Source organism: uncultured Succiniclasticum sp., assembly GCF_902793885.1.
In the GTDB taxonomy this organism is placed as follows: Bacteria; Bacillota; Negativicutes; order Acidaminococcales; family Acidaminococcaceae; genus Succiniclasticum.
Genome location: NZ_CADBFF010000001.1, coordinates 92,207 through 112,393 on the forward strand (window position 1 = coordinate 92,207; position 20,187 = coordinate 112,393).

Here is a 20,187-nt window from a genome sequence, read left to right on the forward strand (position 1 = left end):
GTAACGCGGCGCCTTTGATCCGCTGTTGCAAGCTGCCTGAGGAACAAACAGGCAGAATGATTCTGATTCTATTCGCAGAAAGACCGAGGTCTGTTGGTTGTATATTTTAGCTTTTGTGATTGCCCTGTTAGCCAGTTTTCTGTTGACACCTTACATTAAAAAACTGGCTTTTGCCATCGGGGCAGTGGATAAACCGGATAAACGAAAAGTGCATACTCACATTATGCCCAGACTGGGAGGGCTGGCCATTTTTCTTGGCTGTGTCCTCGCGGTCGTCTGCAGTCTGCCCATTACGCGGGATCTGATGGGGATCCTGCTGGGGGGCGCCTGGATCGTGATCGTGGGCATACTGGACGACAAGTATTCCCTGCCGGCCAAGGTGAAGCTGCTGGGACAGATTCTGGCTGCCTGTATCCTGGTGGCCTTTGATATTAAGATCGAGTGGCTGAACAATCCCCTGGGCGGTTACTTCTATCTGGAATATCTGTCGATTCCCTTTACGATCTTCTGGGTCATCAGCTTTATTAATGTAGTCAATCTGATCGACGGCCTGGACGGGCTGGCGGCCGGCGTGTCCGGCATCGCTTCCATCACCATCATCCTGGTGGCGGTGCATCAGGGATACTATCCCGTGGCGACCATGACGGCGGCGCTGGCCGGCGGTATTTTCGGGTTCATCCATTATAATTTTAATCCGGCTACCATTTTTATGGGGGACACGGGCAGCATGTTTATCGGATACATGCTGGCGTCGATTGCGATCTTCGGCGCTGTGAAAAGCGCGGCGACGATTGCGCTGATCGTGCCGGCGGTGGCCCTGGGACTGCCGATTATGGACACGGCGTTTGCCATTTTGCGCCGCTACAGCAACGGAAAGCCCATCTTCCAGCCGGACAAAGGACATCTGCATCACCGGCTGCTGGCCCTTGGGCTGAGCCAGAAGCAGGCCGTGCTGCTGATGTATGCCATCAGTATCATCCTGAGTCTGGGAGCCTTCGTGCTGGCGATGGCCAATATTTATATCGCCTGCGCCGTGATCGTGTTGATTGTGATCGCCGTAGCCGTTGGCGCGAAGAAGATTGGGATTTTGCGGAACCCGTGAGTGAGGAGGTCTTGTTTTGAAAAAACTGAGAATCATGACAGTATTCGGCACCCGGCCGGAAGCCATCAAAATGTGTCCGCTGGTGCTGGAAATGCGGAAATATAGGGACTTCATCGAACCGGTAGTGGCGGTAACGGCCCAGCATCGGGAAATGCTGGACCAGGTGCTGGAACTGTTTGCCATTAAACCGGACTATGACCTGAATATCATGACCAGCGGGCAGACCTTGTACGATATCACGGTAAAAGCGCTGCTGGGCCTGAAAGACGTGATTGCCAAAGCGCAGCCGGACCTGATCCTGGTCCACGGCGATACCACTACGACCTTTGCGGGGTCCCTGGCGGCGTATTATGCCCAGATCCAACTGGGGCATGTGGAAGCAGGCCTGCGTACCGGCAACAAGTTTTCTCCCTATCCGGAAGAGATGAACCGGAAACTGACCGGTTCCCTGGCGGATTTTCATTTTGCGCCTACCACCGTGAGCCGCAATAATTTATTGAAGGAAAATGTGCCGGAAAAAGCCATCTATGTAACGGGAAATACCGTAATTGATGCGCTGAACACCACGGTAAAAAAGGATTTTGTGTTTGCGGATCCGGTGATCAACAAAGCCTTGGACAGCGGGAAACGGCTGATCCTCATGACCACCCACCGGCGGGAGAATCTGGGGGAACCCATGCGGCAGGTGTACCGGGCGCTGAAGACAACGCTGGAACAGCATCCGGAAGCGGCGGCTGTTTTCCCCGTACATAAAAATCCCAAAGTGCGGGAAGTGGTGCAGGCGGAACTGGCGGGTACCGACAGGGTGTACCTGACGGAACCCATGGACTACGAACCCTTTGCCAATCTGATGAACCGTGCGGATATCGTCCTGACGGACAGCGGCGGCATCCAGGAAGAGGCGCCGGCGTTGGGCAAACCCGTGCTGGTGCTGCGGGATACTACGGAACGTCCGGAAGCGGTAGTGGCGGGCACGGTCCGCCTGACCGGCACCGGGTACGACGTGGTGAAGGAAGAGACCTGCCGGCTGTTAGATGATGAGGCCTATTACCGGTCCATGGCGGAAGCGGTGAATCCCTACGGGGACGGCCGGGCCTGTGAACGGATCGTGCGTGCGGTTCTGTCGGCAAAAGGATTTCCGGTAGACCCTCCCGAGGAGTTTAAAGGGTGTTGACCTGATACGTGATACGGCGCCCGCCGCCTTTTGATGACCTGTCAAAAGGAAGGCGGAAAACGGTTGTGAAAATCGCTGCGCAAGTTTTTCCGGTCAGGGTAAAAAATTTACATATTTTTCAAAAAGGTATTGGCAAATTGCCGTTTTTATTGTAAAATACAGTTGATTTATAGGTTGTATTTGGGTAGAGGTATGCCCTGGAGACGCGATTGTATTTGATAGGTATAAAATCGCCGTTGGGGCATGCTCCCGCGCACAAGGAGCAACATGTTCAGCTTTCAGGGAATGGACAAACGCGAAATCGTCGTGGCGCTGGCCGGACTTTACAGGCGCCAGGTTTATATAGCGGCGGCGGTGATTGTGAGTGTCACCCTGCTGATGAAATCTGCGCTGCCAGGGGTTGGGGCCGGTATCGTCTGGAGCCTGCTGGACAGCCTGCTGCTTGTGATAAGTATACTGAAGGGCTTCAACAGGATGTCAGAGAGGGAACTTAAGTTCCGGGTGTTCATGAATTTTGTGAGACGCCTTGCTCTGGCGCTTGTTATGCTGTACCTGGTCCACAGGTATAATGCCGGTATCGTTTGGATGCTCGTCGTATTTACACTGATGCATCTTGCGCTGGTAGTAAATTTGTTAATTTTCACGGGCCGGAAGGAGCAGAAGAAGGAAAGCTGAGGGCCGTGAGGAAAGGAGAATAATATGGGTCCAGAGATTATTCATTATTTACCTCAGAAGATTGATTTCTTAGGTACCACCGTTCATATGCAGACGCTGTATATGTCCTGGCTTACGATGGCTATCGTCATCATTATTGTTGCGGCGGCTACGAGCCAGCGTAAGCTGATTCCCTCGGGGGTACAGAATGTAGTGGAGATGTTCATCGACTGGCTGGGAGATCTGATGGAAAAGAACATGGGCGTCGAAGGGCGCCGCATGATGACCCCGTTCATCATCACCCTGTTCCTCTACATCTTCGTAGGCAATGAACTGGGCATGCTGCCTGCCGTTGGCGTACATTTCACTTCACCTACCAACGACATAAATGTGGCGCTGGGTTTGTCGGTTATGGTTGCCGTTCTGGTATATATAATCGGTGTAGCCCGTCACGGTCTGGGATATTTCAAACATCTTATCTCGCCGACGCCCGTCATGCTCCCGCTTAATCTTTTGGAAGATTTTGCCCGTCCTATTACCATGGCAGCCCGTCTGTTCGGTAATATCCTGGCCGGCGAAATTCTGCTGGTCGTCCTGAACAGGCTGACCCCGTGGCTGGTTCCTGATATCTGGATTGGATTCAGTCTGGTTATCGGTTTCTTACAGGCCTTTATTTTCACGATGCTGACCATTGTGGCTTTAGCCCCCGTATTTAAAGCCGTTCACGGCTGATAGTAACAGTTGTGGACTGTTTAAAAATTTATTATTTTTTTAAAGAGAAAGGAAGATTTTACAAATGGAAAATGCTCTTATGGTAGTAGCTTCTGTACTTGCTGCAGGTTTGATTGGTGCCGGTGCGGCCTTGGGCGCAGCACTGGGCAACAGCCGTGTTACCAGCACGACGATTGAATGCATGGCCCGTCAGCCCGAGCAGGCGTCCAACTTTCAGGTTACCATGTTCATCTCTGTAGGCCTTATCGAATCCATGCCTATTATCGCCATCGTTATCGCGATCGTTCTGGTATTCGCCAACCCGTTTGTAGGCTGATAGCCGGACATTCCGATACACCTCGATAGAAGGAATTTATAGAAAAGGAAGTGTGGGAAGTTGGTAAATATTGATGCAACCATTATTGCGCAGGTCCTAAACTTCATAATCCTGTTGGCTATTTTGGCTAAGTTCTGCTATAAGCCGTTATTGAAGGTCATGGATGATCGCCGTAACCGTATCATCAATAACCTTGACTCTGCTGAGCAGACCCGCCTGGAGGCCGAGGAACTGAAGAAACAGTATGCGCAGCAGTTGGCTGACGCCCGTGCGGAGGCAACTGCAATTGTTGATAAGGCCACCAAGATTGGCCAGAAACTTCATGACGACTATATGTCGCAGGCTCAGGAAGAGAAAGAACAGCTCATGGCTACCGCCCGTGAGCATATTGAGCAGGAGAAGCAGCAGGCTATGCTCGATGTCCGTACTGAGGTTATTTCCCTCGCCACGGAAATCGCCGGCAAGGTCGTTTCCGAAAAGCTTACCGGTGCTGAGGACCAGGCCCTGATCGCCAAGACGGCGGACAAGGTTTTGAACAAGTAATCAAATGTCTTTTTTAGAGACTGTATTTCCGGCTTAGCAGCCGGCTGAAGCCTTGCGGTTTTCCGCCGCAAGCAATCTCGCCGCCTGAAAGCGGGAGATATGGAGGTGATGGATAACAATATGAAGGATGAAAAGCTTTCTTTCATAGAAAAAAGCCTGCAGGGTCTGCAGGTGAATCCGGAAGTCGTTAACCGTTGCGTTAAGGATGGCGCCGCTGTAGTTAAAGCTACGGTGGCCGCAACCCTGAACGAGGAAGAAACGGCTGCCGTAGCTAAGTTGATCGGCGCCCGTCTCGGCGCTGAGAAGGTTGCCCTTGAAACTGTAGTGGAGCCGTCCATTATCGGAGGCGTTATTCTGCAGATCGGCGACCAGATTTATGACGCCAGCACCAAACGTCAGCTGGAGCGTGTAAAGGGTGAGTTAGGCAAGGTAGATATGGCGGGGCAGAGCCTTTCCGCTCCCAAGGGTATCGCTGAAGCCCTGGCTGCCAAGGTTCAGGCCTACAAAGCCGATGTTGACCTGGAAGAATTCGGTATTGTTGAGAAGGTAGGCGACGGCATCGCTACGGTAACGGGCATGCGCGGCGCGATGGCTTCCGAGCTGGTAGAACTGCCTCACGGCGTAACCGGCATGGTACAGAACCTTCGCCCGAATGAGGTCGGTATCGTTTTGATGGGCAATGACCAGATGATCAAGCAGGGCGACGTAGTACGCCGTACCGGCCGCATCATGGAAGTGCCGGTAGGCGAGGCCATGCTGGGCCGCATCGTTAATGCTCTGGGCCAGCCCATAGATGGCAAGGGCGAAATTCGTACCAGCGAGACCCGCTGTGTTGAATCCCCGGCCTACGGTATTGCTGACCGTAAATCTGTAGACGTTCCGTTGCAGACCGGTATTAAGGCAATTGACGCCCTGGTTCCGATCGGACGCGGACAGCGCGAACTGATCATCGGCGACCGCGGTACCGGTAAGTCTGCGATTGCGATTGATACCATTCTGAACCAGAAGGATACCGGCGTAATCTGTATTTATGTAGCAATTGGTCAGAAGGCGAGCCGTGTTGCCCGTCTGTCCAAGACCTTTGAAGAGCGCGGCGCCAACGCCTATACGATCATTGTTGCCGCTACGGCAGCCGATCCCGCTCCCATGCAGTTCCTGGCTCCTTATGCCGGCGTAACCATCGCCGAGTATTTCATGGACCAGAAGAAAGACGTTCTGATCATTTACGATGATCTGTCCAAGCACGCGGTTGCATACCGCGCCATGTCGTTGCTGCTGCGCCGTCCGCCCGGACGTGAAGCATATCCCGGCGACGTATTCTACTTGCATTCCCGTCTGCTGGAACGCGCTGCACGCCGTAATGAAGCGGCCGGCGGTGGTTCCATCACGGCTTTGCCTATTATTGAGACCCAGGCCGGCGACGTTGGCGGTTACATTCCCACGAACGTAATTTCCATTACCGACGGTCAGATCTATCTGGAATCCGAGTTGTTCTACTCCGGCGTACGTCCTGCTATCAACGTAGGTCTGTCCGTATCCCGTGTAGGCGGCAGCGCCCAGATCAAGGCTATGAAATCCGTGGCCGGTACCCTTCGTCTGGACCTTGCCCAGTTCCGCGAACTGGCGGCTTTCGCACAGTTCGGTTCCGATCTGGATAAGGCTACCAAGGCGCAGCTGGACCGTGGCCAGCGCATGACCGAGATCCTGAAGCAGGGGCAGTATGAACCTATGCCTGTCGAAAAACAGGTTATTTCCCTGTACGCGGCCACCAACGGATATGTGGATGATATCCCGGTTTCCGATGTAGGTCGTTTTGAGTCAGAACTCCTGCAGTATATGGCTTCCAACAACCCCGAGGTTGCCGAATCCATTAAGAAGGAGAAAAAGATTACCTCTGAGAATGAAGAGGTTCTCAAGACCGCTATTAAGAACTTTAAGCAGACCTTTGCTTCCAGTGAAGCGAGGTGATTGATTTATGCCAAACCCACGCGAAATACATCGGCATATGCGATCCGTTACCAATATCAGGCAGATAACCAAAGCCATGAAGATGGTAGCGTCCGCCAGGCTGCGTAAGGCGCAGGAACGCGCTATTACCACCAAGCCGTTTGCCGAAAAGATTAAACAGCTTCTGCAGGACGCGGTAAGCGACCGCAGCGTTCTGGGGCATATCGATCCCAAAAGCATGCCGCTGCTGGAGCAGAGACCTGTTAAGCGTACCGGCTACATTGTAGTAAGCTCCGATAAGGGCTTGGCTGGCCCGTACAATTCCAATGTGCTGAAACACGCGCAGATGGAATTGATGGACAGCGACGATTACACTTTGATTACAGTTGGGCGTAAGGCCAAGGAATTTTTCAGCCGCCGCGGGTATGATATTTCCGAGGCGTTGTTTGGATTTTCCGATAAGCCCAGTTATGAAAACGCGAACGATATTGCCCGCGCGGCCATCAAGATTTTCCTGAACGGCTCCGTGGACGAGGTCGTGCTGATCTATACTGAGTTTAAATCGGCACTGTCGTCTACCCCGGTGACGAAGCATGTACTTCCCATCGTTCCGCCGGCTGCGGTGGAGGAGAAGGACAGTAGTGCGTCAGGGGCTCAGGCTTCGGCTAACGAAATTATTTTCGAGCCGAACCCCGTAGACGTGATCAAACAGTTGCTGCCATATTATGTAAAAACGGAGATCTATGCCGCGCTTATGCAGTGCGCTGCCAGCGAGCTGGGTGCTCGTATGACTGCGATGAGCAGTGCTACTGATAACGCGTCGGACCTCATCCGCAACCTGGAGCTGTCTTACAATAAGGCCCGCCAGGCTGGCATCACGAACGAAATCAACGAAATCGTCGGCGGTGCGGAAGCGCTGAACAGTTAAGGGAGGAAAGCATTGATGACGACTGGCAAAATTGTAACGGTCCTGGGTCCTGTTATCGACATTCAGTTTCCGCCGAAACAGCTCCCTGCGATCTACAATGCTATTCATATTGACGGCACGGTAGGTGAAAACATCAAGATTCACCTGACTGCCGAAGTAATGCAGCATATCGGTGAAGATGTTGTCCGCTGCGTAGCCATGAGCTCTACGGACGGCCTCGTACGCGGTATGGATGCAATTGACACGGGCGCGCCTATTAAGGTTCCCGTAGGTCCCGGCTGCCTGGGCCGTATTTTCAACGTACTGGGCGAAACCGTGGATCATGATGACACAAAAGTAGAAGCGGCCGACTACTGGCCGATTCACCGTCCTGCCCCGGCCCTGGAAAACCAGGCCACTTCTGAGCAGATTCTGGAAACAGGCATCAAGGTCGTTGACCTGATCGCACCGTATGCCCTGGGTGGTAAGGTAGGTCTGTTCGGCGGCGCCGGCGTAGGTAAAACAGTATTGATCATGGAACTCATTCATAACGTCGCCACGGCGCACGGCGGTTATTCCGTATTCGCCGGCGTAGGCGAGCGTACCCGTGAGGGCAACGACCTCTGGGGCGAAATGAAGGAGTCCGGCGTTATCGACAAGACCGTACTGGTTTACGGTCAGATGAACGAGCCGCCGGGAGCGCGTATGCGCGTAGGCCTGTCCGGCCTGACCATGGCAGAATATTTCCGTGATGTAGGCGGTCAGGACGTACTGCTCTTCATCGACAACATTTTCCGTTTTATTCAGGCTGGTTCCGAAGTATCCGCGTTGCTGGGCCGTATGCCTTCCGCCGTAGGTTATCAGCCTACGCTGGCTAATGACATCGGTGCCCTGCAGGAGCGTATCACTTCTACCAAGCATGGTTCCATCACATCGGTACAGGCTGTATATGTTCCTGCCGATGACTTGACTGACCCTGCGCCTGCCGGAACGTTCGCCCATCTGGATGCTACCACCGTACTTTCCCGTCAGATTGCGGAACTTGGTATTTATCCGGCCGTGGATCCCCTGGATTCCACCAGCCGTATCCTGAGCCCGCAGGTTCTGGGCGAGGAACATTACAAGGTAGCCCGTGGCGTACAGGCCATTCTGCAGCGTTATAAAGAATTGCAGGACATCATCGCGATTCTGGGTATGGAAGAACTGGGCGAGGATGACAAGATTACCGTTGCCCGTGCCCGTAAGATCCAGCGTTTCCTGTCCCAGAGCTTCTTCGTTGCTGAACAGTTTACCGGTCAGCCCGGTCAGTATGTTCCGCTGAAAGAAACGATCCGTGGCTTCAAGGAAATCCTGGAAGGCAAGCATGACGATCTGCCGGAAGGCGCGTTCTACATGGTCGGCACGATTGATGATGCTATCGCGAAGGCCAAGAGCATGGAAGTGGAGTGATTCTATGTCCAGTTTAATGCGTTTTGAGGTCCTGGCTCCTGACAAGTATGTACTGAAGTCGGATGCTATTTCTTATGTGGAAGCGGTTACCCTGTGGGGAGGTGTCGGCATTTTGCCGCGCCATGCCCCGTTGATTGCCGCCCTTAAGGAAGCTCCGCTGAAGTACCGCGATGCCGAGGGCATTGCTCATTTCCTGTGTATACAGGGTGGCTTTATGGAGGTTAAGGACAACAAGGTTGTGGTTATGACGGAGGCAGCCGAGACTGCCGATGAAATTGACGTTGACCGCGCCGAAGCTTCGGCGTTGCGTGCCCGTGAGCGCCTGGCGAATCCGGATGACGAGGTTGATATGGACCGCGTTATGGGCAGCCTGCGCCGTTCGGAAGCGCGTCTGAAGACCGTAAGGCTGGCGGCGGAATCCCGCTGACCAGATCTCCGGGCAGACCACAGGTTGGTCTGCGTCAGTAAGGTTTACGGAGGGATTCGTCCGGAATTACATTCGGACGAACCTCTTTTTTATCAAACTATTTGTAATATTGTTTGCTGAATTTTCCTTGATCAGTATTTCCTTAAGAGTGTTTTCATGACTGCAGGCGGAAGGTCTGGAAACTTACTGGAGGTGTAAGTGTGGCAGTGCATCCGGGGGCTGTGATAGCCGTTGCGGGACTTGCCGTTGCGGGTTTTAGGTTGTATACGGCTTTGAGTAATTCCGCGCAGATTGTCAGAAGCAGTTTGGAACGTTACAATGACGAGAAAATCCGTTACTATACTGTTAATAAGCAGGTTCTCGAGAAGGTTGTTGATTACGGTAAGTTCAAGTTGGAGCTATGGGATGAGTTTGGTGCTTTGGCCCAGCTTTACAGCCGTATGACTAACCCGCCCGGCCTCATTAGTTATAAGGGCATGGAAAGTGTGCATGCCGGACGTCCGCAGATGGATGATATCCGCAATATGACAGCCGCTTTAAAGGCGCTTCATGAACAGCAGTGGGATGTGGTTGGCACAGGTATGTTGACGAGTCTTGCCATTTATGGAAAGACGATGACGCAGAAAGTGGAAAAAGACCAGGTACTGCACATCGAAGGGTTCCCGGATACCGAAGAAGGCGACAGCGTGCTTGACACGATGGGAACCGTTCCGGCCCCCCACCATAGCGACAATGGTATGATAGAAGAAGGTGCGGTTCTGAATGGAATACTGGGCGTGCCTGTCGTTGTGGATACGGATGCCTTGTATGCCGAACTTTGCGATAAACCGATAACCGAACTCACCAAGGAGGAAGCTTTCGCTCTGAAGGATCAGATTGACTGGCGCAGCCTGAAACTTGCCGACGCGGTAGGCCGGATAAACCGTCTGGGCGATACCGTGGAGAGCATCAGGAGTGATGTAGAACGCCTGCGGGACGTATGGAGGAGCAAGATAGAGGGCATCGGTCTGTTGGTGCAGAGAACCCCGGATTACAATGAATTCATTCTTGCGGATAAGCAGGATTATCAATTTGCGGTTATGCTGCAGAGGACCACGCGCCTGCTGACGCGCCTGGACCTGGTTCTTAAGCGCGGCAATATGTGCGTTTTGAACTCCATGGCTATCAACGACTGCAAACGCCAGGCAGCGGAACTGGTGCCGCTTCCCGATCCCAATGCGCCCGAAAGGTAACAGGGGAGAGGCTTTAAGAGAAGATTCAGCGGCCAGGCCGCACTGTTTTTTAGGAGGCTAAGGAGAAATGGCAAAAGATGCTTTAAGCAGTTTAGCCGGCAACCGTATGGGGCAGCTCAAGAGTGAGATTGCGGACCTTAAGGCCCAGCTCAGGAAAGAGTTTGAACCGGATAAGATCGCTGAGCTGAAAAAGCTTATCAGAGAAAAAGAAACCTACTATAATATACTTGCTGACCGTCGAAGGGCAGGGTTTTAAGCATCATGGACGAGCAGTTATTAATACGTTTGGCACAGATTGCGATACGCTGCGTAGTGGCGTATTATGTTTACAAGGATGCTATAAAACATGAGGTTCCCAACAAGAACTTCTGGGTAGCGGCAACCTTTATTTTCTGGCCCGTCGTTGTGGTCTACCTGTTCTACCGGCAACGCGCGGCCCGCACTGTGGATCTTTCCTTTGAGCAAAAAGCGCAGTTGGAGATTGATCACAAGCGCGAAGAAGAAAAGCGGCGCATCGCGGCGGAACGCGCCGAGATGGAGATAGAGCGCAAACACGAGCTCGAAAAGAACCAGATCAGCGAGGAAGAACTGGAAAAGCTTCGCCAGGAACGCAAGGCTGCCAAGGCGAAGCGCATGAAGGAGCTGGAGGAAGAGCGTGCGGAACAGGAAAGACAGCATGCCGAACTGTTAAAGCTGAAAGAAAAGAAGCTGCAGGAAACCGTGGCAAAGAATCTCAGCAACCTGGACAAGTAGTAGGATATATTTCATTACGGGCGCTGCGCTTACAGGCGTGGCGTTTTCTTTTTTGCACGCAGGGTGCAGTGGAATTTTTTTTCGTTTCCTCTTGCTAAATGACGCTTATAATGATAGAGTTAATTGTAAGAAAAACACGGATTCATTCGTCTCACAAACTCATGGAATCGGTGTTTATAAAATAAGACATCAAACGAATTTTATAAAATCAACGGTAGGGGGTAAGCTTGTGGATAAGTTGATCGTCAGAGGCGGCAACCGCCTGGTTGGCACAGTAAAGACGAGCGGGGCGAAAAATGCGGTGCTGCCGATTATTGCAGCATCTATTTTGGGTGAGACGCCCAGTCACCTGGACGAGATTCCGAAATTGGAAGATGTACGCACGATTTGCGGCGTTTTAAAATATCTGGGAGTTAAGATTGATGACAGTAAGGAACATGAGCTGGTCCTGGATACGTCCCGGATCACCGCTTATGAAGCCCCCTACGAACTGGTCCGTACCATGCGGGCTTCTTTCGTGGTATTAGGGCCGTTGCTGGCCCGTATGGGTCATGCCCGTATTTCCCAGCCGGGCGGCTGTGCGATCGGAAGCCGTCCCATCGATCTGCATTTAAAAGGCTTTGAAGCGTTAGGTGCAAAGATTTCCCAGGATCATGGCTTTGTGGAAGCTTATGCTCCCAATGGGCTGAAAGGCGCGGACATCTATCTGGACTTTCCCAGCGTAGGCGCCACGGAAAATATCATGATGGCAGCCTGTCTGGCGGAAGGGACCACCACGCTGGAGAATCCGGCGGAGGAACCGGAAATCGTCGATCTGGCCAACTACCTGAATCAGATGGGAGCCCGTATCCGGGGCGCAGGCACGGATGTGATCCGCATCGAAGGTGTAAAACACATGCATGGCGCGGAGCATACCGCGATTCCCGACCGTATTGAGGCGGGTACCTATATGATTGCAGCTGCCATGACCCATGGCGATGTAATTATCGAGAATGTGCTGGCGGAACATCAGAAACCGCTGCTGGCCAAACTGCGTGAAGCCGGTGTGCTGATTGAAGAGGACATTGACCGGATCCATGTGGCCTGTCCGGGAGAATTGAAAGGCGTAAATGTGAAGACTTTGCCCTATCCCGGTTTCCCCACGGATATGCAGGCGCAGTTCATGGCTATGATGACCATTTCCCAGGGCCGCAGCACGGTGATGGAAACGGTATTTGAAAACCGGTTTATGCATGTGGTGGAGTTGAACCGTATGGGCGCAAATATTGCAACCACAGGCGCCCGGGGCGCTATTATTGAAGGGCCTGCCAAGCTGACGGGCTGTGAGGTGAGCGCTACGGACCTGCGGGCCGGTGCGGCTATGATCCTGGCCGGACTGGTTGCGGAAGGAACGACCACTGTCGGAAACCTGCACCATATCGACCGCGGATATGAAGACATTGTCGGAAAGTTGAAAGGTTTGGGTGCCGATATCCAGCGCATCAGCGTAAAGGACTGAGCGCGTTAGGGTAAAATAGTCTGCATTACATCATAACCGCAGGGAATATGCAGAATGATACTGATTTGTATTAGGGTTTGCTAGGAGAAATATTATGTTTGGTGGAAGTACGGATATTGGCATTGATTTAGGGACAGCCAATATTCTGGTTTATGTAAAAGGCAAAGGGATCGTGCTGAACGAGCCTTCCGTTGTCGCAGTGGAAAAAGCAAGCAATCGGATACTGGCAGTAGGAACGGAAGCCCGGGATATGCTGGGGCGTACGCCGCAGGGAATCATAGCGGTGCGTCCGTTAAAAGAAGGTGTAATTGCCAACTATACAATAACCCAGAAGATGCTGGAGTATATCATAAATAAGGTGGCAGGGAAAAGTTTCTTTTTTAAACCACGGGTGATGACCTGTATTCCGGTGCATATTACCTCTGTGGAAAAGAGAGCCGTACTCGAAGCGACCATTCAGGCCGGCGTATCCAAGACCTATCTGATTGAAGAACCCCTGGCCGCTGCGTTGGGTGCCGGGCTGGATATTATGGTGCCTTCCGGAAAAATGGTGGTAGACATTGGCGGCGGCACTACGGATATCGGCATTTTAAGCCTGGGAGGCGTGGTTGACAGTGATTCCGTCCGTATTGGCGGCGATAAGTTTGATGAAAGCATAGTTCGTTATGTGAAGAAAGAATATAATATTCTGATTGGCGATACCACAGGGGAAACAATCAAAAAAACAATAGGGAATGTATATCCGGGTGCGGAGATTAAAACGATGGAAGTCCGCGGGAGAGACGGGATTAACGGCTTGCCGGCCACTGTGAAGGTTACCTCCGAGGATGTTCGGAAGGCCTTGGAAGAACCGCTGGAAACACTGCTCGGAAAGATTCGCTCCCTGTTGGAAAAATGTCCGCCAGAATTATCTGCCGATATTGTGGATAACGGGATCTATCTTACCGGTGGCGGAGCCTTGCTGGGTGGGTTTGCCAAAGTACTGGAAGAGGAAACGGGGATCCGTGTATTTGTGGCAGACAATCCGCTGGACTGTGTGGCTTTCGGTACCGGAAAGGCGTTGGACAATCTGGACAAGTTGCGCCCCGGTACAGTATACAGCAACGCCATGTTTTAAATTGAAAAGTTTTGGGACGGCTATGGAAGCTTCGTATTGTTCAGCCTCCATGCCGTCCTGCTGATTTTACAGGGAAAAGGTTATGAATAATATTTTGCAAAGGGTTTTTGCGGGAACAGGAAAGATTATCCCGTTACTTACGGTTATTTTACTGTGTCTGCAGGCATCTGTACAGGCGCAGATTACAGGTATGCGGGTAGGAAGCGGCGCCACACGGATCCGCATCGTGCTGGACATGGACGAGCCGGCAAAATATAAAGACAACAGTACGAAGAACGGGGTTGTTCTTGACATTGATACGGCTGCCAATAAAATGCAGCGTAAGATCGATGACGCTTCCATCGCGGATATTTCTTTGATTAAGAAAGGGAAAAAGAAATCGCAACTGGTGGTCGGCCTGAAGAAACCGGCGCAGCATAAGGTCACTGTATTGAAGAGACCCAACCGTCTTGTCATCGATGTGTATCGTATCCAGATCGTCAAAGTTACAAAAGATCTGGGAAATGGGCTGGCCTATACATTCTGGCAGGATGATATGTCCGGGCTGCCGGTACGCATATATGCCCTGACCCTGGCTCCCGACAGCCGATACGAACTGCGGCCGTTTTCCGGCGCCGGTGCTGTCAATGGACGTGGCCGACTGGCGAGAGCGGTAGCCGCAAATGGGGCAAGGGCAGCGGTAAATGCCTGCTATTTTGATACAGACGGCTGGGTCATCGGCAACTGTAAATGGGATGGCAGCTTTTTTGGCGTGGATGATACGCCCCGCAGCGCATTTATAGTAGATAAAGAGGGGAAGGCATCGATACAGAAGGACCTGTCGTATCTGGGAACGGTTTCTCTGCCGGATGGCCGGACCCTTACGATAAAAGGTCTGAACAGGCAGCGGATTACAGATGATCTGGTACTGTTTAACCGGAATTATGCCGGCAGCACCCGCACCAACGAGCATGGGCGGGAAGTACGGGTCAGCAAGGGACGCGCCACGGAAGTGTCTGCCAAAGGGAATATGCGGCTGGATCACGATTCTCTGGTGCTGTCCGGTCACGGTGCAAATGCGGATGCGCTGGCACATATAAGGCGCGGTGACCGGGTTGCCATAGCCCAGACGCTGGGAAGCCGTCTGGCGGACGAGGCCCGGCTGGTTGTCGGAGGCGGTCCCCTGCTTGTGGAAAAGGGAGTAGTCAATGTCCGGTCCCGGGAAGAATCTATGGCTTCGGATATTGCCTACGGGCGCGCGCCCAGGACAGGGGTCGGCGTCAAGGCTGACGGAACGGTATTGCTGATGGTAGTGGACGGCCGGAGTCAGTATTCCGCCGGGATGTCCCTGAAAGAATTTGCCACGTATCTGAAACGGTTCGGCGCAGTATCCGCTGTGAATTTGGACGGTGGCGGTTCTTCTGAGATGGTGTTGGACGGAAAGATCATGAATCGTCCGTCTGACGGTTCGGAGCGGCCGGTCAGTATTGGGCTTGGCATTTTCAGAAAATAGCAGGCAAAAGGCCGGAAGATGATAGAATAGCGGTAAACTGTGTCCGATAAAATTCAGCAACCGTGATTCGGGTGTAAATCACTTTGCCAAAATGTGGTATTCGTTGTATAATTAAACATTATAATAGGTGAATTGTACGTTAATTGTAAGGGACAAAACTATGAAACGATTATTCCTCCTGCTCTGTTTGTTATTATCTGTTGAGGTTCAGGCTCTCGCGCGGACACCCCTGATGCCGGTAGATAATTTGAAAGCGGGGATGCGGGGTTATGCAAAAACCGTAATTTCCGGTGATACGATAGAGACGTTTCCGGTGGAGGTGCTGGGAGTCACGGGCAGTGAGTCCATGGGTTACCAGATTCTGATCCGGGCTGGCGGCGGCGTAATGGAACGCAGCGGCGGTATCGCCCAGGGAATGAGCGGCAGTCCGGTGTATATTGACGGAAAACTGGCGGGGGCCATTGCGTATGGCACGGCATTCAGCGATCCGCATTATTGCCTGCTGACGCCCATCCAGGATATGCTGGACCTTTTGGATAAACCGGAACCGCATCGGCCGGATGCAAAAGCTTCTTTGCTGCCGAAGGGTACGCCTTTGCTGGCAGGCGGCTTCGCACCGGCAGGTATTGCCGTATTACAGGAAACTCTGGAGCCTATGGGCGTGACAGTGACCGATGCCGGGGCTTCCGGCGGCGTTTCCTCTGATAAGGACTTGGAACCGGGAAGTTCGGTAGGGGCGGCCCTGATACAGGGCGATCTGACACTGGGGGCGTTGGGAACCGTGACCTGGACGGACGAACGGGGCAGGATCCTTGCCTTCGGCCATCCCTTTATGAAACGGGGGAATGCTGATTTTTTCCTGACCAGGACATGGGTGCTGGCTTCCATTCCCAATTTGCAGACGGCCTATAAGATCGGTACTATCGGAGCGGCCGCCGGTTCCTTCAATCAGGATCGCAATGCGGGGATTGCAGGACAGATCGGACGTCTGCCTGCCTATATACCGTTATATGTTTCCGTGTCTGACTCTACCCGGTCCCGGAACGGAAGCGCCAGGGTAAAAATCGTCAATGACGAGTATCTGGCTCCAACGCTTGCGGCCTCTGTGCTGACCAGTCAGGCTGCCAAAATTGCTGATCACGGGACAGGGGGCAGCGCCCGTATTCTGTTCGATATAACGGCACAGGACAGTAAAGGGGAATTGCTGCATATTTCCCGGGAAAACATGTATTTTGACAAGGCGGCGATTCTAAAACAGCTGCCGACTGAACTGCAGGAAACCGTACAGGTCCTGTTGCAGAATAAGCTGGAAAGGGTACGAATCACCAATATTGACGTGAATGTGGACGCCAGTACGGAAAGTCTGGTGGCAGAGATAAAAAAGGCGGAAGTGGTAGAAAAGGAACCCAAAGCCGGGGATACCATCCACCTGAAAGTTACGCTGAAACCATACCGGGGACAGGAGTTCGTCCGGAAAGTTGCTTATAAGCTGCCTGGTGATGCTTCCGGCACCATCCGCTTAAATGTGAGGGGCGGAGCGTCTCTGGCCTGGATTCAGGAGCTGCTGCGGAAGCAGAAAGAAGGCGGCGAGTCCCAGACCAAAAAGGAAGAACGGAAAAAGGATATAAAACTTTCGGATTATGTGCGGGAAGTTAACAAAGCGGACCGCAACAATGATATTATTATCGAATACGCGCCGGACACAAAACGGAAAGCTGTCCGGGAGGGAGAAGAGGAAGAAGCTTCGCTGGTCTCCCTGCTGTCAGGCGGGCGCAATAAACAGTCGGTAGCCATTGACTATATTGTTGACGGAGAGCAGAAGGTCACTGTAAAACTGCCTTAAATTTGTCATAAGTTTTTCGTATTCTGTATCTGGGGTTATGGTTTTATGCGTTCTGATTGGAAAGGCATAATACCGGAGACCTGTATTACATGGAAAGGAGAGCAGCATATGCTTCAAGATATATGCACTTTTGTCGGTGCCGTAGTCCTGAATTTTTGCCGGGTTACCGGACAAATGATGCTGCTTTTTTTGGATACGCTGTCAAAAGTCAGAGAAGTCAGCATTAAGGAGATGCTGCGTCAGATGGCTCTTTTGGGGGCGGATTCTCTGCCAATTGTCCTGTTGACCATGCTGTGTACCGGCATGGTGTTCTCTGTACAGACAGCCAAGGAGTTTGTAGCCCTGGGGGCTTCTGGAACCGTAGGCGGAATCGTAGCCATTGCCATGGGGCGGGAACTGGTACCCGTCCTGACAGGGGTTGTGGTTGCAGGCCGTATCGGCGCAGCGATTGCGGCAGAGCTGGGGACCATGAAAGTGACGGAACAGATCGATGCGTTGCGGGTCATGGCCACAAGTCCTGTACAGTATCTGGTAGTGCCGCGGTTTCTGGCTATCGCGATGATGATGCCGGTGCTGGTGGTATTCGGTAATTTTATCGGTAATGCGGGCGGCTATTTTGTAGCCCATTACTATGCGGATATCGGTTCCATGACGTATCTGAATTCTATCAGACAGCTTTGTGTAACGTTTGATGTGGTTGGCGGGATGATCAAGGGCGTTGTGTTCGGCGCTATCATCAGCATCGTCGGATGTTTTAAGGGACTCAATGCAAAACAGGGCGCCGAAGGGGTCGGTCTGGCCACTACGGCATCGGTAGTCCTCTCCATCATATTGATTTTTATCTTTGATTACTTTCTGACTGTACTGTTGTATGTAGATAAATAAGCGAGGCATAATGGCGGAATCTGTGATTTCCCTGCAGGGCGTGGAGTTGGCCTTTGGCGAAAAGAAAGTGCTGCAGGGGGTTGACCTGGAAGTAAAAAAAGGGGAGACCATGGCGGTCATCGGGCCGTCGGGTACCGGTAAGAGCACGATCCTGAAAGTGCTGATCGGGCTGTTGGAACCTACAGGCGGAAAAGTCTGCATTGAAGGACAGGATGTTTCCCACCTGACGGAGGAGGAATGGAACGAGATCCGTAAGCATATAGGGATGGTGTTCCAGTACTCCGCGCTGTTTGATTTTTTGGATGTGGGGGAAAACGTGGCGTTTGGTCTGCGGCAGCATTTCCGGCTGCAGGAAGAAGAAATCCGGCAGAAGGTGGATGAACTGTTGCAAGACGTGGGGATGCTGGATGCCAAAGGTATGTATCCGGTGGAACTGTCCGGCGGCATGAAAAAGCGGGTAAGCCTGGCCAGAGCCCTGGCGTTTGGTCCGCGTATCGTGCTCTATGACGAGCCTACGGCCGGACTGGATCCCATACGCATGATGAACATCAGCCGTCTGATTCGAAAGACGCAGCGTAAACATAAGGTAACCTCAATTCTGGTGACACATGATATGGATTCGGTATACGAGGCGGCCGACAGGGTGGCGCTGATTAACAACGGAAAGATTGTGGCAGTAGGAACACCGGAGGAATTCAGACACTCGGAGAATCCCCTGATCCGGGGATTCATTACCGGGGAAGAGATAGCAGGAGCGACGGAGGCATTTCGATGAAAACAAGTGAAGCAAAGGTCGGTGCCCTGACACTGGGCGGAGCTGTGATTCTGGCAGGGATGATCAGCTTTCTGGGGGCCTTTAAACTTTTTGACGGCGGGTATGACCTGCATGTATCTTATCCTTCGGTGAACGGTCTTCAGGTCGGCAGTGCGGTACGGTATGCAGGGGTTCCCATCGGGTCAGTGAAATCGGCCAGGGTAGAACCGGAACAGGTCGTCGTTACCATGCGTGTCAACGGCGATGTAAAAATACCCCAGGAAGCGGAGTTTTCCATTGGCTCGGACGGTGTGATGGGAGAAAAATTCGTGGATGTGCGCCCGCCTAAGAAGTACAGCGGGGTATTTGTGAAACCGGGCAGCAGTCTGACCGGCCAGTCCAGCGGAGATATCAACGAGTTTATGGCCAATTCCGGCAAGGTACTGGAAAAAGTGGAAGGCATTGCGGATGCCCTGAACAACGTGTTTGGCGATAAAGAAGTCCAAAAATCCATGCGGGACGGCTTCATCAATGCCCGGGAAATCAGTAATAATCTGAACAAATTTACCAAGGTGATGGCTGAATCAGCCAAGGAAAACCAGGCGGAAATAAAGAATATGATTGCCCAGTTCAATCAGATGAGCGTAAGAATGAATCAGGCCATGGGACACCTGGAAAGCCTGATGGAAGGCGCGGATGCTAATGGGCAGACCGGCAGGAATGTAGCAGTCATGGCTAAAAATCTGGCTGTGACCAGTAAAAATCTGGAAGATATTACCCAGACCCTGGCTGACGTGGCCCGGGACCCCCAGACAAAAGAGGACCTGAAGGCGACCATTCATAATGCCCGGGGTGTGACAGAGCGGGCCAATAAGATGTTGGGCCTGGGCGACGGGATGAAAGTGAAAACTCATGTGGACGTGTTCCATAACGTCAAAGGCGGAAACTGGCGCAGTAATTTCGGTATGCAGTTTGACAAGGAAAAGAAAGGAACCTATGGCTATCTGGGCGCTTCCAGCATCGGGGACGATACCAAGCTGGACCTGTATTTTGGCAAGCGGTTCCATAACCTGGATGTGAGCACCGGCGCCATGCAGGGAAAATTTGGCGTAGGACTGGGTTATAATATAAATGACCGGTTCCGGGTTTATTCCCAGTTGTATGATTTCAGCCACAGCAAACTGCGGCTGGGCGGGGAATATATGCTCAAGGATAAATTATTCTTGGTAGGAGAAGGTCTGGACCTGCTTCATGGCAGCAAGCGGGATGTGTATGTGGGCGTGAGAGCTTATTTCTGAGAACTGATTTATAGAAAGCGTTTTCACCGGATAGGCCGGTTGAAATGTTTTTACTGTTATAAAT

At 52.4% G+C, this 20,187-nt stretch carries 20 protein-coding genes; all 20 read left to right on the top strand.

The window, feature by feature from the left end; translation table 11 throughout:
- Positions 1-97: 97 nt before the first annotated feature.
- Positions 98-1,102, top strand: coding sequence for an MraY family glycosyltransferase (locus QZV31_RS00435; protein ID WP_256324715.1), 1,005 nt, complete (start codon positions 98-100; stop codon positions 1,100-1,102).
- Positions 1,103-1,118: 16 nt separating this feature from the next.
- Positions 1,119-2,276: a UDP-N-acetylglucosamine 2-epimerase (non-hydrolyzing) gene (wecB, locus tag QZV31_RS00440; RefSeq protein ID WP_366508663.1), complete on the top strand. Its 1,158-nt coding sequence runs from the start codon at positions 1,119-1,121 to the stop codon at positions 2,274-2,276.
- A gap of 267 nt (positions 2,277-2,543) precedes the next feature.
- A complete protein-coding gene (locus QZV31_RS00445) occupies positions 2,544-2,951 on the top strand; it encodes a hypothetical protein (RefSeq protein ID WP_295356609.1) in 408 nt (135 codons plus the stop codon).
- A 24-nt stretch (positions 2,952-2,975) separates the two neighbouring features.
- Positions 2,976-3,662: a F0F1 ATP synthase subunit A gene (atpB, locus tag QZV31_RS00450; protein WP_093729044.1), complete on the top strand. Its 687-nt coding sequence runs from the start codon at positions 2,976-2,978 to the stop codon at positions 3,660-3,662.
- A gap of 64 nt (positions 3,663-3,726) precedes the next feature.
- Positions 3,727-3,978, top strand: a complete 252-nt coding sequence (gene atpE, locus QZV31_RS00455) for a F0F1 ATP synthase subunit C (protein ID WP_093729045.1) — start codon at positions 3,727-3,729, stop codon at positions 3,976-3,978.
- Positions 3,979-4,038: 60 nt separating this feature from the next.
- Positions 4,039-4,521: a F0F1 ATP synthase subunit B gene (gene atpF / locus QZV31_RS00460; protein ID WP_093729046.1), complete on the top strand. Its 483-nt coding sequence runs from the start codon at positions 4,039-4,041 to the stop codon at positions 4,519-4,521.
- 108 nt (positions 4,522-4,629) lie between these two features.
- On the top strand, positions 4,630-6,489 hold the full coding sequence (gene atpA / locus QZV31_RS00465; protein WP_295356940.1) for a F0F1 ATP synthase subunit alpha: 1,860 nt from the start codon (positions 4,630-4,632) through the stop codon (positions 6,487-6,489).
- Positions 6,490-6,496: 7 nt separating this feature from the next.
- On the top strand, positions 6,497-7,396 hold the full coding sequence (gene atpG / locus QZV31_RS00470; protein ID WP_093729047.1) for an ATP synthase F1 subunit gamma: 900 nt from the start codon (positions 6,497-6,499) through the stop codon (positions 7,394-7,396).
- A gap of 15 nt (positions 7,397-7,411) precedes the next feature.
- The gene (gene atpD / locus QZV31_RS00475; RefSeq protein ID WP_093729048.1) at positions 7,412-8,824 is read left to right on the top strand and encodes a F0F1 ATP synthase subunit beta; all 1,413 of its coding nucleotides are present in this window, start codon (positions 7,412-7,414) and stop codon (positions 8,822-8,824) included.
- Positions 8,825-8,828: 4 nt separating this feature from the next.
- Complete coding sequence (gene atpC, locus QZV31_RS00480) at positions 8,829-9,251, top strand: ATP synthase F1 subunit epsilon (protein ID WP_176760348.1); 423 nt, start codon at positions 8,829-8,831, stop codon at positions 9,249-9,251.
- Positions 9,252-9,451: 200 nt separating this feature from the next.
- Positions 9,452-10,483: a hypothetical protein gene (locus QZV31_RS00485; protein ID WP_295356622.1), complete on the top strand. Its 1,032-nt coding sequence runs from the start codon at positions 9,452-9,454 to the stop codon at positions 10,481-10,483.
- Positions 10,484-10,550: 67 nt separating this feature from the next.
- Positions 10,551-10,739 (top strand): hypothetical protein, encoded by a 189-nt coding sequence (locus QZV31_RS00490; protein WP_093729051.1) that lies wholly within the window; start codon positions 10,551-10,553, stop codon positions 10,737-10,739.
- A 5-nt stretch (positions 10,740-10,744) separates the two neighbouring features.
- On the top strand, positions 10,745-11,236 hold the full coding sequence (locus QZV31_RS00495) for a hypothetical protein (protein WP_093729052.1): 492 nt from the start codon (positions 10,745-10,747) through the stop codon (positions 11,234-11,236).
- A 229-nt stretch (positions 11,237-11,465) separates the two neighbouring features.
- A complete protein-coding gene (murA, locus tag QZV31_RS00500; protein ID WP_295356627.1) occupies positions 11,466-12,734 on the top strand; it encodes a UDP-N-acetylglucosamine 1-carboxyvinyltransferase in 1,269 nt (422 codons plus the stop codon).
- 94 nt (positions 12,735-12,828) lie between these two features.
- Positions 12,829-13,851, top strand: coding sequence for a rod shape-determining protein (locus QZV31_RS00505; protein WP_295356630.1), 1,023 nt, complete (start codon positions 12,829-12,831; stop codon positions 13,849-13,851).
- Between the two features lie 82 nt (positions 13,852-13,933).
- Positions 13,934-15,343: a phosphodiester glycosidase family protein gene (locus QZV31_RS00510; RefSeq protein WP_295356634.1), complete on the top strand. Its 1,410-nt coding sequence runs from the start codon at positions 13,934-13,936 to the stop codon at positions 15,341-15,343.
- 160 nt (positions 15,344-15,503) lie between these two features.
- Complete coding sequence (locus tag QZV31_RS00515) at positions 15,504-17,186, top strand: SpoIVB peptidase S55 domain-containing protein (protein WP_295356636.1); 1,683 nt, start codon at positions 15,504-15,506, stop codon at positions 17,184-17,186.
- Between the two features lie 108 nt (positions 17,187-17,294).
- Positions 17,295-18,071 (top strand): ABC transporter permease, encoded by a 777-nt coding sequence (locus QZV31_RS00520; protein ID WP_093729057.1) that lies wholly within the window; start codon positions 17,295-17,297, stop codon positions 18,069-18,071.
- A 10-nt stretch (positions 18,072-18,081) separates the two neighbouring features.
- Complete coding sequence (locus tag QZV31_RS00525; RefSeq protein ID WP_295356641.1) at positions 18,082-18,846, top strand: ABC transporter ATP-binding protein; 765 nt, start codon at positions 18,082-18,084, stop codon at positions 18,844-18,846.
- Positions 18,843-20,123, top strand: coding sequence for an MlaD family protein (locus tag QZV31_RS00530; RefSeq protein ID WP_295356643.1), 1,281 nt, complete (start codon positions 18,843-18,845; stop codon positions 20,121-20,123). The genes QZV31_RS00525 and QZV31_RS00530 overlap by 4 nt, the downstream gene beginning before the upstream one ends.
- Positions 20,124-20,187: the final 64 nt, after the last annotated feature.